A 14,120-nucleotide genomic window follows, 5' to 3' on the forward strand; every position below is an offset into this window, starting at 1 on the left:
TTCGTGGCAAAAATAACTTAGCACCTTAGAAGCTTAGCACCTCATTACTCAGTGCTTCACAAGTTTAAACTCATACACATTACCTCCCGTTTTGTTTGTTTTTTCATCGGCAATTAGTAGCGTATTATTGTCTTTAAAAACGATAGCTTCTTTTTGAGAAAAATGGTTTAATTCTATTTGAGTTTGAGTTCCTTTGTGGAATACATCTCCTTTAAAACCTTTGAACAAAAGTACTTTATCATGACTTAGCAAAGCCACTTTTTTACCATCAGGACTAATTGTAGCACTTGTTAAGACGCAATGATTGTAATTATTGCAAGTTTTAAATTCTCCTATCCTAACTGCATTTTGCTTTCCTGGAGCATTTTTGATTTTGTAGATAAACGCAGTTCCGTCAAAACCTTTGCTGCGGTTTTTGGTAAAAAGATAAAAGTAATTCTGGTATTCAAAGAACCCTTCGACATCATAAAAAAGCTCTTTTTTCTTTGGAGGAAATTCAGTTTGTTCCGGATACGAAAATGAGATTTTATACTCGGCAGAAGCTTGATTTTTATCTAACTGGTTTTTATTCACTTTATAAATGCACAAATCTCTGCGTTCGTTGTCGTTATTTCCAAAATCTCCAATGTAAATATTTCCAGCTTTGTCTTTGGTAATATCTTCCCAGTCAACATTTGTCGCGTTCGAAATTGTGATTGCTTTCGCTATTTTTCCCTTCGAATCAATTGCGTAAATAGCATTTTTATTACCACTATCTTCTAGCGTATAAATCATATTGGTTTCAGGAAAATAAGTAATTCCAGAAACTTCTTTTAATTTTTTCGGAAGCGAATAAAGCGCTCTCAAATCAGAATCAGATTGTTTCTGACAAGCTAATAGAAAAATAGAAGAGATAACTATAAAAGACTTTTTCATAAATTTATTTTTTGCAACCATAAATGATATAAGTTAATCCGTTGGGCATAATTATATTTAAAAATACAACTTTGAATAAAATAGCACGCAGATAAAACGGATTTACTTCGTAAAAACGCGGACCAAAACGCATTTTTCTTTATAGAAACTCGTTTTTGTCTCCATTTTCATAACAACGAATCTGTCTAATCTGCGTCAAAATTTATATTGTTTTAATTAAATCCGATGGGTTATATGATTTGACTTTTTGAACTTATATCACTTATATGGTAAATTTTTAAACCAAATTAGTGTTTTTAAAATTGCGGGTAATAAACTCAAACGCCGCATGCATGATATGTCCCATAGATTTTGCGTTTTTGAATTTCATATCATTTGTATACCGATACAATTCCATTTTTAGCTGCAACAAATGCTCTTCTGTTGAAATCGTATCATGGCACATAATATTGAGCAGTTTTTTGATTCTATTTTCTGCCGAATGAATACGTTTGGCAAGAATCGCCCTTTCTTCATCCTTATATTGAATAATAGAACGCTCTTCGAGTTTTTCTTTTATCAATTGAATCATCGGAAAGTTTTCCTTAAAAAACTGTGGACGATAAACTTTGAAATTTCCTTCATAACACTGCTGGTCAAAATCAATTGGCCGAATTTTATACACCACCTGATCAAAATCGTGAATCGGAACAATCACGTAATTGTAAGCGCGCATATCGCCCAAAAGCCGAATCATACAACGTTCGTTAAACTTGACAAATTCTTTTGCTATTTGAGCTTTTTCCATTTCTGTGCAAGAATCCAGAAGCGTATCCATAAAGACATCACCCGGAATTCCGATAATATGCTCCTCTATCAAAGTGTCTTTGTAAACCAGAAAATTGATTTTATCTGGGGAAAGAATATCTTCTAATTCTAGACCGTAAATTCGTGAAGCATCTGCTTTCTTGATATAAAAATGGACATAGTTATCGTTTAGAATATTTCGGACTTTGATTCTAAAAGGTTTCGAATTCCCGAAAGTACAATAATCTATTGCATCGATATTAAGAAACTGAATAATTTCGCTGTTACCATCAGAATGAAGAAGCGAATAAATTCTTTTAAGGTTTAAATCGATTTCATTTCTTTCGTATTCGCTATAATAAACCCGGATCCAGAGGGTATCATGATCATGTTTATCATAAACATTTATCGAACCCGAAAAACGCAGCAGGTCATCATAAAACACAGAAACCTTTGAAATACGTTCATAACGTTCCAAATAACTCAAAAGTGGTTGTGTCAAAGGATAAGAAGGTTTTTTTAAAACCATTAAGGGTTCGCTCATTTTGAATATCTTTAATACAAATTTACATCAATACGATTGAATGTTAGAATTTAAAGTAACAAAAATCAAATTGGCTCGTCCTATTAAAAACTAAAACCAGAAAAAATTTGGAAACCATTTTAACCATTGAAAATTTAAGTAAAAGATACGGCCGTATTCAGGCGCTAAAAAATGTATCCTTTACAGTACAAAAAGGCCATGTCTACGGTATTCTTGGACCAAACGGCAGCGGAAAATCGACTACTTTAGGAATTGTTTTGAATGTTGTAAATAAATCTTCCGGAGATTATAGCTGGTTTGATGGAAAACTGCAAACGCACGACGCCTTAAAAAAAGTTGGAGCAATTATCGAAAGACCCAATTTTTACCCCTACATGACCGCAGAAGAAAACCTTAAACTGGTTTGCAAAATCAAAAACATCGATTATTCTAAAGTCAATGAAAAACTGGAATTAGTAGGTTTGACTGAAAGAAAGACGAGTAAGTTTAGTACTTTTTCGCTGGGAATGAAACAGCGTTTGGCAATTGCGTCGGCACTTTTGAATGATCCGGAAATTTTGATTCTTGATGAACCCACAAACGGATTAGACCCTCAGGGAATCCATCAGATTCGTGATATCATCAAAAAAATAGCCTCACAAGGAACGACTATTTTACTGGCTTCTCATTTATTAGACGAGGTAGAAAAAGTATGTTCTCAGGTGATTGTTTTACGCAAAGGTGAAATATTATATTCCGGTTCTGTTGACGGAATGTCGTCTAATGAAAGCTTTTTTGAACTTCAGGCAAATGACAATGAAGCGTTAAAAACTATTATACAACAGCATCCAGCCGTTGCTAAAACAGCAGAAGAAGACGGAAAAATTTTGGTTTACCTGCAATCTGATTTAACAGCGTCTGAATTAAACTTGTACTTGTTTTCTAAAAACATTGCTTTAAGCCATCTAGTAAAACGCAAAAACAACTTAGAAGCACAATTTTTAGAATTAACCAAAAACGCCTCCATTCAAAAAAACTAAACCATGAAAAGACTTCTCTCTATAGAATTACAAAAAATCTGGATGAATAAAGCCAGCCGAGTCCTAACCCTAATTTATTTCATTTTACTTTCATTTATAGCCTTGATTGCTGCTATAAAATTTGATATAGGTCCTTTTAAATTTCATTTAGCAGAAATGGGAATATTCAATTTTCCTTTTATATGGCATTTCAATACTTATGTCGCTGCATGGCTAAAATTCTTTCTGGCAATCGTAATTGTATCTATGATGGCCAATGAATACAGTTACGGAACCTTAAAACAAAATCTCATAGACGGATTAAGCAAGAAAGAATTTATCTTGTCTAAATTCTTAACTGTAGTTTTGTTTGCTCTCTGCTCGACCGTTTTTGTTTTCGTCATGAGCTTAATTCTCGGATTAACGTTTTCTTCATATACGGAACTAGATGTCATAGTAATGGATTTAGATTATCTGCTTGCTTTTTTCATCAAACTCGTCGGCTTTTTTTCCTTCTGTTTATTTTTAGGAATTTTAGTAAAAAGATCGGCTTTTGCATTAGGCTTTTTGCTGGCGTGGAGCATTTTTGAAGGAATGATGAGAGCCTTTCTGGCTTTTAAAGTTTTTCCTAACAGCGACACAGACTTATATATAGCACAGTTTTTTCCTTTAGAGGCCATGTCGAACTTAATCGTTAATCCGGCACCGAGATTGTCGGTTGTTCAAAACATCGGCAAGCAGATCGGAATCGAAAGTGACAGTGTCTATAATGTAGATTATCTAGCCTGTTTTATCGTTGTAATCTGGACTTTTTTATTCATTTATTTTTCTTACAAATTATTAAAAAATCGAGATTTGTAGTATATTTGATGCTATGAGCTGTTTTAAAGTCTGGGCCGTAATTTTTACTTTGTGCTTTTTTGGTACTAAAATCAAAGCACAAAATATTGTTGTTGACCCAACTAAAACACCAGTCGAACTGGTACAAAATGTTTTGATAAACAGCTCTTGCATTGATACAGAAACTGTAAAAGCCACCGGAAACCCAACTGCGACTGGGCAAAGTTATGGCGAATTTAGTGCTGCAGGAAGCGGTTTTCCGTTTGCAACAGGCGTCGTTTTAAGCACTTCACCAAGCAAAAATGCCGAAGGCCCTTTTAACAAAGCAACTTCTGAAGGGGTAAAAATCGAAAGCTGGCCCGGAGATGCCGACCTAAACAAGGCACTAAATACAACAACTAGCACACAAGCTACTGTTTTAGAATTTGATTTTACAGCATTGACCAACTCGTTAAGATTTAATTATATTTTTGCTTCAAACGAGTACCAATCGTATTATCCTTGTCTGTATTCTGATGGTTTCGCTTTTTTGATTAAAGAAAGTGGCAGTTCAGAAAATTATAAAAATTTAGCGGTCCTTCCTAACAGTACTGTTGCAGTTTCTGCCACAACTGTTCATCCAAAAATAGAATCTGTTGTACTTGCTACCGGAGGTATAAAAGATGGCTGTGCTGCAAGTAATGAAAATTACTTCAATGGATACAATAGCGAAACAAGCCCGATTAATTATGCCGGACAAACTGTTGTCATGACTGCATATAGCGATGTAGTTCCCGGAAAAAAATACCATCTGAAACTGGTCATCGCAGATGATGATACGCGCAAATACAATTCGGCTGTATTTATAGAAGGCGGAAGCTTTGTAAGCAGTATCAATTTCGGCGAAAACAGAACTGTAGCCAACAATAACGCACTTTGCTTTGGCGAAAACTTCTTGCTGGATACGAAACTTGACCCAGCTCTCTATACTTTTAAATGGTTTAGAAAAAACAGCTCTAATAATTATGTTCAGATTTCTGGAGCTTCTGGTTCTTCATACAATGTTACCAATACAGGAACTTATAAGGTTGAAGCCAATTTAACCAGCACAGCCTGTATTAATGTCGGCGAAATTACAATTGAATATATGCCAGAAATCCTCTCATCTGACACTACATTGATACAATGTGACGATGACAACGATGGAATCAGCATTTTTGATTTGACTAAGACGACAAATATTGTAAAAAATAATGCTTCGCAGATTTCGTTGCAAGGATTTTACGAATCACTTGCTGATGCTCAATCAAAAACAAATCCAATTGCAAATCCTCAACGCTACACTAACAAAATGTCTGGTCAGGTCGTTTTCGCTCGATTAGAGAACAACATGAACTGTTATAAGACAGCACAAATTACGCTTCAAATTTCAAGTTATGTAATTCCCAATCAAGCTCCAATTGCTGTCTGTGACGAAGATGCCGTACAAGACGGCTTGTATCAATTTGATTTAAATGCACAGGTTACGCCTCAAATCACAAACGGCCTTCCTTCTAGTTTGATAATAGAATATTATGCGACTGCGACCGATGCTGTACAGACTTTAAACCAGCTTCCTAATATCTTCAAAAATAATATTCCGAACAGTCAAACTATTTATGCGAGAGCCGTCAATGGGTCAGACTGTTATGATATCGTTCCGATAGAATTAATCGTAAACACCTTCGATCCTGCCAATTTTGGAGATGAAACTGTATTTTTATGTAAAGGAGACCAAGAAACTCTTGAAGTCGCTTCTGGTTTTAAAAGTTATTTATGGTCAAATGGAAATACTTCAAACTCAATTCTTGTAACTACCTCTGGAGATTATTCTGTAACGGTTACCAATGGCGACGATTGCCAAAAAACTAAAAAATTCAAAGTAATCTCATCAGAACCAGCAGTAATAACTGGTGCTCGTGTAAAAGATTTCTCCGGAATTGACAATTCTATACTATTAGAATATAAAGGTGAAGGCAATTATGAATTTTCTCTAAACAACTCTGATTTTCAAGATAATCCGCTTTTTAGTTCTGTCGTACCTGGAGTCTACCGCGCGATTGCAAGAGATAAAAACGGTTGTGGCTTGTCAAACTCTTTTTTGATATATGTTCTGGATTATCCGAGATTTTTTACGCCAAATGGTGACAATTACAATGATTTATGGGCGATAAAAAACATTGACCAGATGCCAAATTACACTATTTCAATTTTTGATCGCTACGGAAAATTGATAAAACAAATGAATCAGAATAGCGCGGGTTGGAACGGCATTTTTAACGGCCAGCAAATGCCTGCTGATGATTATTGGTTTACTTTATTGTTTGTGGACGGAAAAACTGCTAAAGGGCATTTTAGTTTAAAAAGATAAAACTTTAAATCCCAAATTTTTGAAATTCCAAATTCCAATAAACCGCAAAAGAAATCCCAAACTCCAGCAAGGAATTTGGGATTTTTTATATTGAGATTTAAAACCCGATTAGATTTTAAATCTCTTTCTATCATTTTCGTTCAAGTAGATTTTTCTTAAACGCAAAGATTTTGGAGTAACTTCAACGTATTCATCTTTTTGAATGTACTCTAAAGCTTCTTCTAAAGAGAATTTGATAGCTGGAATAATTCTAGCTTTATCATCAGCACCAGAAGAACGAACGTTAGAAAGTTTTTTCGTTTTAGTAACGTTAACGGTCATATCGTCGCTACGAGTGTTTTCTCCAATTACTTGTCCTTCGTAGATATCCTCGTTTGGATCAACGAAGAATTTACCACGATCTTGTAATTTATCGATAGAATAAGGAATTGCTTTTCCGTTTTCCATAGAGATTAATGAACCGTTGTTACGTCCAGGAATTTCTCCTTTGTATGGCTCGTACCCGATGAAACGGTGTGCCATAATAGCCTCACCAGCTGTAGCCGTAAGCAATTGATTTCTTAAACCGATAATTCCACGAGATGGAATGTTGAATTTAATAATCATACGCTCACCTTTACCTTCCATAGAAAGCATTTCACCTTTACGGATAGTAACGAACTCAACCGCTCTACCTGAAAGGTTTTCTGGCAAGTCGATCGTTAATTCCTCAATTGGCTCACATTTCACACCATCAACTTCTTTGATGATAACTTGTGGCTGACCAATTTGAAGCTCATAACCTTCTCTTCTCATTGTTTCAATAAGAACAGACAAGTGCAATACACCACGACCAAAAACCATGAATTTATCAGCAGAATCAGTTTCTCCAACTTTCATCGCCAAGTTTTTCTCCAACTCTTTTGTCAATCTTTCACGGATGTGACGAGAAGTAACAAATTTACCTTCTTTACCAAAGAAAGGCGAATCGTTAATGGTAAACAACATAGACATTGTTGGCTCATCGATAGCGATAGTTTGTAAAGCTTCCGGATTTTCGAAGTCAGCGATAGTATCACCAATTTCGAAACCTTCAATACCTACAACCGCACAAATATCACCAGCAACAACTTCTTCTACTTTTCTACGGCCTAGACCTTCAAAAGTATGTAATTCTTTAATTCTAGATTTGATGATTTTTCCATCTCTTTTCACCAAAGAAATAGGCATTCCTTCTTTCAAAGTACCTCTTTCAAGACGTCCGATAGCGATACGACCTGTAAAAGAAGAGAAATCTAAAGAAGTAATCAACATTTGCGGAGTTCCTTCTGTTACTTTTGGAGCAGGAACATTAGCAATAACCATGTCTAATAAAGGCTCAATATTTTGCGTTTGCACTTTCCAATCGTCAGACATCCAGTTGTTTTTTGCAGAACCATAAACCGCTGGGAAATCTAATTGCTCTTCAGTAGCACCTAATTCAAACATTAAGTCAAAAACTTTTTCGTGAACTTCTTCAGGAGTACAGTTTTCTTTATCAACTTTGTTGATAACTACACAAGGCTTAAGACCTAAGTCAATCGCTTTTTGTAATACGAAACGCGTTTGTGGCATTGGTCCTTCAAAAGCATCCACTAGCAAACATACACCATCGGCCATGTTCAATACACGTTCAACTTCACCTCCAAAATCGGCGTGGCCTGGAGTATCGATAATATTGATTTTTGTCCCTTTATATTGAACCGATACGTTCTTAGAAGTAATTGTAATACCTCTCTCACGCTCTAAATCGTTATTATCTAAGATTAAATCACCTGTGTTTTCGTTTTCACGAAATAACTGACAGTGATACATAATTTTATCAACCAAAGTGGTTTTACCGTGATCGACGTGGGCAATAATTGCAATGTTTCTAATAGATTCCATCTGTGATTTTTAATGGCTGCAAAGGTACACTTTATTTTCAAAAAAAAAATGTTTCGACTATAGTTTGCGTATATACAATCAATTAGTTAATACAAAACCAAAAAATGCAATCTTTAAAATGAACTCTGTTGTTATTTAGTTATAGTTAATTTAACTATATTTGATTAATGAAAAGTAAAACTCACAAAATTACTCTTATCTACGTCAGCATTTCGATAATCGTGGCTGTACTGTGCCATAAGTTATTTTCTTTGTACTTTTCAGAATCACAATATCTTTCGCTCTCTTTAGTAAAAGACATACTTTTTATTCTTGCAACCGGACTGGTTTTCAGCTACATTCTTTCCAAAAATAAAAATCGCAATAGCAGCGTATTCGAAAAATTAAACCAAACCAACGAGGAAATAAAAGAGTCAAATGAAAAATATGACATTGTAGCCAAGGCAACTAGCGACACTATCTGGGACTGGAAAATTCAGGAAGACAGCATAAATTGGAACAAAGGAATTGAAAGTGTTTTCGGATATAATCCTGAAGATGTTGGAAAAACCTCTAAGTGGTGGTTTGACAAAATCCACCCAGAAGACAGCATCCGAATGTCTATAAAACTATATTCTTTTATTGAACAGAAAACAGAAAAATGGCAAGATCAATACCGTTTCAGATGTTCCGACGGGACCTACAAATACGTTCTTGACCGCGGCTTTCTTTTAAAAGATGAGAACGGAAGAGCTATCAGGATGATTGGGGCTATTCAGGATATAACCAAACAAAAAGAAGAAGAACAGCGTTTGAAGCTTTTAGAAACTGTAATTACACAATCTAAAGACTCAATTTTAATCACAGAAGCCAATTCTGTCGATCGTAAAATCCCGAAAATTGTTTATGTCAATCCGGCTTTTTCCCAAATGTCCGGATACAGATCAGACGAAATAATTGGAAAATCAACCAACATATTTAAAGGTCCGAAATCTGATTCTGAAGAATTGAAAAAACTTCTCAGAGCCATTAAAAACGAAGAAGAATGTGTAATCGAAACCATAACCTACACCAAAACACAGGAAGAATATTGGGTAAGATTTTCGATGATTCCTATTTTTAACAATGAAGGAGTTATTTCCCATTGGATTTCAATCCAACGAGACATTACGGATGAAAAAAAGTTAGAAACAGAAAAAGAACATCTAATCAGGGAATTAACTCAGAACAACAAGGACTTAAAGCAGTTCTCTTACATTACATCGCACAATCTGCGTGCCCCACTTTCTAATTTGATCGGACTTTTAAACCTAATCGAAGATCTTCCAATCGAAAATGAGGAACTTGAGGAAATATTGGCTGGCTTTACAAAATCAACACATTTATTAAACGAAACGATTAACGACCTTGTAAAAGTTATTATCATCAAAGACAATCCCTCTATGCAGAAAGAAGAGGTTTCTTTGCAGGAAGTCTTTGAAAATGTATTCAGTCAGCTTTCATTTCAAATCGAACTTCATAAACCAATCATAAAGCTAAAATTTGACAAAGTACCCAAGCTCATTACGAATAAAGCATACCTTGAAAGCATACTGCTTAACCTGCTTACCAATTCTATAAAATACAAATCTGAAAATAGAAAACTTAAAATTTCTATCATTGCAGAACAAATTGACAATAAAACAATATTAAGTTTTAAAGACAACGGAATCGGAATCGATTTAGAAAGAAATCGTGATAAGATTTTCGGACTTTATCAAAGATTCCATAATTACCCCGACAGCAAAGGACTAGGATTATACCTTGTTAAATCGCAGGTCGAAACAATGGGAGGAACTATAGCAATTGACAGCGAAGTCAATAAAGGAACTACATTTACAATAACATTTAAAAACTAAATTATGCTCGAGCAGATTTTATGTATTGATGATGATCCGATCACATTAATGTTATGCAAAAAAGTTATTGCCAGGTCATCATTTTCGAATGAGATAATAACTGCGCAAAATGGTGAAGAAGCACTACATTATTTCAACACTTTGAAATATTCCAACACAAAAAGCAATATTAAACCTGAACTCATTTTTTTAGATTTGAACATGCCGATAATGGGCGGATGGGAATTTCTTGATCATTTCACCTCCTCGGCTTATTCTGAATTTAATAAAGCAAGTGTTATTGTATTATCTTCCACAATTGACCCTGATGATTTAGCCAAAGCAAAAAAATACCCAATTATTATAGATTTCCTTTCCAAACCTATTACACAAGCAATGCTGGAATACCTTAAAAAGAAAATTGGGTTACAGTAATTCAGAAATTTCAATTTTAAAATCCAAATCCCAACAATATTGGAATTTGTAATTTCTTTTTTTTTTTAAAATTTCTTTGCATTCAAGACAAAAAAAATCCTCTTTAAAAAAGAGGATTTATTATATCTAACAAATTGTATTAATTACAATTTAGCAACATGTTTTGTTAATTTAGACTTCAAGTTAGAAGCTTTATTATCATGAATGATGTTCTTTTTAGCTAATTTATCAATCATAGAAATTACAGTTGATAATTTTGCCGTTGCATCAGATTTATCAGTAGCTAATCTTAACGCTTTAATAGCATTACGAGTAGTTTTATGCTGATATCTGTTAAGAACTCTTTTCTTTTCGTTGCTTCTGATTCTTTTTAATGCTGACTTATGATTTGCCATTTCTTTTAATTTTAGATGTAATAATTATTATAAATACTAGTTAAAAAAGAAAAACCTCCCACAATTGCAAAACAATCACTTTGGTTTTAACTAATAAAACAAAAACCGAGACACCAATTTTTGTTTTATAAAACTAATTTACAACTAATTTTTGTAGTCCGTAGGGGAATCGAACCCCTGTTACCAGGATGAAAACCTGGCGTCCTAACCCCTAGACGAACGGACCTTAATTCTCCTAAGTTTGGAAATTTTCAATATGTAATATAACTTGTAGTCCGTGGGGGAATCGAACCCCCCTTACCAGGATGAAAACCTGGCGTCCTAACCGATAGACGAACGGACCATGGTGCTTTTCTAATGCGGATGCAAAGATACATCTATTTTTTATTTGTACAATAGCAAACGCAAAAAAAATATATTTTTTTTAATATGCCTTAGCAAACAGCACCCTTTTTGACGACGGATTACCAGTAAACACACAGGTTCCCGCCTCTTCTACAGCATCCAAAGGTATACAACGAATCGTCGCCTTTGTTAGGTCTTTTATTTTTTCTTCGGTTTCTGCAGTTCCGTCCCAGTGAGCAGAAATAAATCCGCCTTTACCATTCAGAACTTCCTTAAATTCCTCGAAATTATTCACTTCGGTAATATGTGTATCGCGATAATTTAATGCTTTAGCGAACAAATCATTTTGAATCTGTTCCAACAAGTCATTTACATAATTTTCTATTCCTTCTGCCGAAACTGTCTGTTTTGACAAAGTATCACGTCTTGCAACCTCAAAAGTTCCGTTTTCTAAATCTTTTGGACCAACTGCAATTCGCACAGGAACCCCTTTCAATTCCCACTCCGCAAACTTGAACCCAGGCTTTTGAGTCGTTCTATCGTCAAACTTAACCGTAATTCTCAATTTTTTCAATTTCGCAGTTAAGGCACTTACAGCCTCACTTATCTCAGCCAACTGCTCATCTGTCTTGTAAATCGGAACAATCACGACTTGTATCGGTGCCAAGTTTGGAGGCAAAACCAGTCCTTGATCATCAGAATGTGTCATAATCAAAGCCCCCATCAATCGAGTTGAAACGCCCCAAGATGTTCCCCATACATGCTCTTGCTTTCCTTCTGCATTTGCAAATTTCACATCAAATGCCTGTGCAAAATTCTGCCCTAAAAAGTGAGACGTTCCAGCTTGCAATGCTTTTCCGTCTTGCATTAACGCTTCAATACAATACGTCTCATCTGCACCTGCAAAACGCTCAGATTCTGTTTTAAAACCTCTAACCACCGGAATCGCCATAAAATTCTGCGCAAAATCAGCATAAACGTTCATCATTTTCTCAGACTCTTCCAAAGCTTCTGCTTTAGTAGCATGGGCAGTGTGTCCTTCTTGCCATAAAAACTCAGCAGTTCTCAAAAACAGACGTGTACGCATTTCCCAACGAACCACATTTGCCCACTGGTTTATCAACAAAGGCAAATCTCGATACGACTGCACCCAGCCTTTATAGGTAGACCAGATAATTGCCTCACTCGTCGGACGCACGATAAGCTCCTCTTCCAACTTAGCTTCTGGATCAACCATAAGCTTTCCTGGTCTGCTTTCATCATTTTTTAATCTATAATGTGTTACAACGGCACATTCTTTTGCAAATCCCTCAGCATTTTTTTCCTCAGCCTCAAACATGCTTTTCGGGACAAACAAAGGAAAATATGCATTCTGATGCCCTGTTTCTTTAAACATTCTATCCAATTCAGCCTGCATTTTCTCCCAAATCGCATATCCGTAAGGCTTGATAACCATACACCCTCTAACTCCCGAATTTTCAGCTAAATCTGCTTTGACAACCAGTTCATTATACCATTTAGAATAATCTTCTGATCTAGTAGTAAGGTTCTTACTCATATTATATAGTTTGGCACAAATTTTGTTTTAAATATTTTTAACTAAATAGTTTGACAAAACTAACTATTTTTGTAATGTGCAACAATAAAAAACACCACAGATATGAAAACTTCTATTTTTCTTCGCCAAAACTCAAATCATTTTTACTTATTAGGATTACTGAGTTTTCTGTTAGCGTCGTGTGGTTCTTACCAAAATTCATCTTATCATGACAATGATGGTGTATATGGTAATTCAACAAACACTTATGTACAGAATAATAATTCTAACAGCAATCAATACAGAGATTACTTTAGATCATTACAAGACGACAATCAACCTACTGAAATCTTTACCGATGTAGACAATTATGGTAATTATCAGGAGGGAGACAGCACCCAAACCGCAGCTGTTGCTTATCCAGCATGGGGAAGCAGCAATTCTGATGTTTCTGTAAATGTTTACTCTAATCCGGCGTGGTCTTTCGGTTTTGGATTTGGATATCCATACTACGGATGGGGTTACGGTGGTTACTGGGGAGCTTACGGAGGATGGGGATACCCTTACTACAACTGGGGATGGGGATACCCTGGATACTGGGGACCTGGATGGGGATATCCTGGCTACTGGGGAGGCGGTTACGCATACAACTATAACTACGCTTACGGAAGAAGAGGTTCTTCTGTTTACTACGGGAATAGAAATTATGCCTCAAACCGATATTATACCAACTCAAACCGCGGCAACAGCTATTCCAACAGAAACTACGTAACCAATAGAGGAAGTTTTTCGTCAAGAGGAAATTACACTACCACTAGAAATTACAACTCAAACAGATCGGCTAACTTTAATGACTACAGAAGAAGCTCTGGCGTAAACAATAGAAGCTACAGCACTAGCCCAACGTTTACAAACCGAAGAGGCGCTTCGTCACAAGGCCAAAACAGCACTTATGATTATTCTAACAGAAGATCATACAACAACAATACGACAACACCGTCAAGAAACTACAACAATAGCAACAGTGGTTCATCAAGATCTTACTCTCCTAGCCCTTCACGTTCTATGAACAGCAGCGGTGGCGGTGGCGGAAGATCCTACAACGGCGGTGGCGGCGGCGGTGGAGGAATGAGAGGCGGCGGTGGCGGCGGCAGAAGATAACATCCATTCACCAA

11 protein-coding genes and 2 tRNA genes are annotated in these 14,120 nt (G+C 35.7%); 6 read left to right on the top strand and 7 right to left on the bottom strand.

Annotated features, from left to right (window positions below; all coding sequences use genetic code 11):
• Window positions 1-48 precede the first annotated feature (48 nt).
• Complete coding sequence (locus tag E0W73_RS03995) at window positions 49-915, bottom strand: SdiA-regulated/phytase-like domain-containing protein (protein WP_135220802.1); 867 nt, start codon at window positions 913-915, stop codon at window positions 49-51.
• A gap of 277 nt (window positions 916-1,192) precedes the next feature.
• On the bottom strand, window positions 1,193-2,245 hold the full coding sequence (locus E0W73_RS04000) for a hypothetical protein (RefSeq protein ID WP_135220803.1): 1,053 nt from the start codon (window positions 2,243-2,245) through the stop codon (window positions 1,193-1,195).
• A 107-nt stretch (window positions 2,246-2,352) separates the two neighbouring features.
• Here E0W73_RS04000 and E0W73_RS04005 point away from each other — a divergent pair, with 107 nt between their 5' ends.
• The 3 genes from E0W73_RS04005 to E0W73_RS04015 are packed head-to-tail and all read left to right on the top strand — an operon-like array spanning window position 2,353 to window position 6,472.
• Window positions 2,353-3,264 (top strand): ABC transporter ATP-binding protein, encoded by a 912-nt coding sequence (locus E0W73_RS04005; protein WP_135220804.1) that lies wholly within the window; start codon window positions 2,353-2,355, stop codon window positions 3,262-3,264.
• A 3-nt stretch (window positions 3,265-3,267) separates the two neighbouring features.
• Complete coding sequence (locus E0W73_RS04010) at window positions 3,268-4,104, top strand: ABC transporter permease (RefSeq protein WP_135220805.1); 837 nt, start codon at window positions 3,268-3,270, stop codon at window positions 4,102-4,104.
• Window positions 4,105-4,117: 13 nt separating this feature from the next.
• Window positions 4,118-6,472: a T9SS type B sorting domain-containing protein gene (locus E0W73_RS04015; protein WP_135220806.1), complete on the top strand. Its 2,355-nt coding sequence runs from the start codon at window positions 4,118-4,120 to the stop codon at window positions 6,470-6,472.
• A gap of 108 nt (window positions 6,473-6,580) precedes the next feature.
• Here the strand turns inward: E0W73_RS04015 and typA are convergent, their stop codons facing one another.
• On the bottom strand, window positions 6,581-8,377 hold the full coding sequence (gene typA, locus E0W73_RS04020) for a translational GTPase TypA (protein ID WP_135220807.1): 1,797 nt from the start codon (window positions 8,375-8,377) through the stop codon (window positions 6,581-6,583).
• 167 nt (window positions 8,378-8,544) lie between these two features.
• Here typA and E0W73_RS04025 point away from each other — a divergent pair, with 167 nt between their 5' ends.
• Window positions 8,545-10,254, top strand: coding sequence for a PAS domain-containing sensor histidine kinase (locus E0W73_RS04025; RefSeq protein WP_135220808.1), 1,710 nt, complete (start codon window positions 8,545-8,547; stop codon window positions 10,252-10,254).
• A gap of 3 nt (window positions 10,255-10,257) precedes the next feature.
• A complete protein-coding gene (locus tag E0W73_RS04030; RefSeq protein WP_135220809.1) occupies window positions 10,258-10,668 on the top strand; it encodes a response regulator in 411 nt (136 codons plus the stop codon).
• Between the two features lie 143 nt (window positions 10,669-10,811).
• On the opposite strand, the gene rpsT is transcribed toward E0W73_RS04030, so the two are convergent.
• The 4 genes from rpsT to proS all read right to left on the bottom strand — a co-directional run bounded on the left by rpsT (window position 10,812) and on the right by proS (window position 12,966).
• Complete coding sequence (gene rpsT / locus E0W73_RS04035) at window positions 10,812-11,063, bottom strand: 30S ribosomal protein S20 (RefSeq protein ID WP_135220810.1); 252 nt, start codon at window positions 11,061-11,063, stop codon at window positions 10,812-10,814.
• 154 nt (window positions 11,064-11,217) lie between these two features.
• Window positions 11,218-11,289, bottom strand: a tRNA-Glu gene (locus tag E0W73_RS04040).
• Window positions 11,290-11,334: 45 nt separating this feature from the next.
• Window positions 11,335-11,406: transfer RNA gene (locus E0W73_RS04045), tRNA-Glu, on the bottom strand.
• Between the two features lie 81 nt (window positions 11,407-11,487).
• Window positions 11,488-12,966: a proline--tRNA ligase gene (proS, locus tag E0W73_RS04050; RefSeq protein WP_135220811.1), complete on the bottom strand. Its 1,479-nt coding sequence runs from the start codon at window positions 12,964-12,966 to the stop codon at window positions 11,488-11,490.
• 102 nt (window positions 12,967-13,068) lie between these two features.
• Between proS and E0W73_RS04055 the strand changes: the two genes are divergently transcribed.
• Complete coding sequence (locus E0W73_RS04055) at window positions 13,069-14,106, top strand: hypothetical protein (protein ID WP_135220812.1); 1,038 nt, start codon at window positions 13,069-13,071, stop codon at window positions 14,104-14,106.
• The last annotated feature ends 14 nt before the right edge of the window (window positions 14,107-14,120 follow it).

Source organism: Flavobacterium foetidum (genome assembly GCF_004634245.1).
GTDB classification, from domain to species: domain Bacteria; phylum Bacteroidota; class Bacteroidia; order Flavobacteriales; family Flavobacteriaceae; genus Flavobacterium; species Flavobacterium foetidum.